Genomic DNA, 469 nt, shown 5'->3' with positions numbered 1-469 from the left:
AAGCCGAACACCACAAAAAACATAGGCCAAATTAACAGTAAACTACTAACTGAGAAGTACAAGAAGATCGTCTCGCTCGCCCCAGAAGTGCTGTAAGGAGATCCGACATGCAAAAGATTCGTCGTGACGACGAGATCATCGTGATCGCCGGCAAAGACAAAGGTAAGCGCGGTAAGGTGCTCAAGGTTCTCGCTGATGACCGTCTGGTCGTTGGTGGGATCAACCTGGTAAAGCGTCATACCAAGCCTAACCCGATGTCGGGCGTACAAGGCGGTATCGTCGAGAAAGAAGCGCCATTGCACGCTTCCAACGTCGCCATTTTCAACGGCGCAACCAACAAGGCAGACCGCGTTGGCTTCAAAGTTGAAGAAGGCAAAAAAATTCGTGTCTTCAAGTCGACCCAAAAAGCGGTTGATGCTTGAACACTGCTAGGTAGAAGACCATGGCACGACTAAAAGAGATTTACTGG

Annotated in this window: 1 protein-coding gene; it reads left to right on the top strand. The window is 49.5% G+C overall.

Annotated features, from left to right (window positions below; all coding sequences use genetic code 11):
* Positions 1 to 107: 107 nt before the first annotated feature.
* Complete coding sequence (rplX, locus tag ACI2KS_RS29580; RefSeq protein ID WP_133752885.1) at positions 108 to 422, top strand: 50S ribosomal protein L24; 315 nt, start codon at positions 108 to 110, stop codon at positions 420 to 422.
* The last annotated feature ends 47 nt before the right edge of the window (positions 423 to 469 follow it).

The organism is Pseudomonas sp. NPDC087358, assembly GCF_044900785.1.
GTDB lineage: Bacteria > Pseudomonadota > Gammaproteobacteria > Pseudomonadales > Pseudomonadaceae > Aquipseudomonas.
The sequence above is the reverse complement of the archived record's forward strand: the minus strand, read 5'-3'. Positions and strand labels throughout refer to the sequence as shown.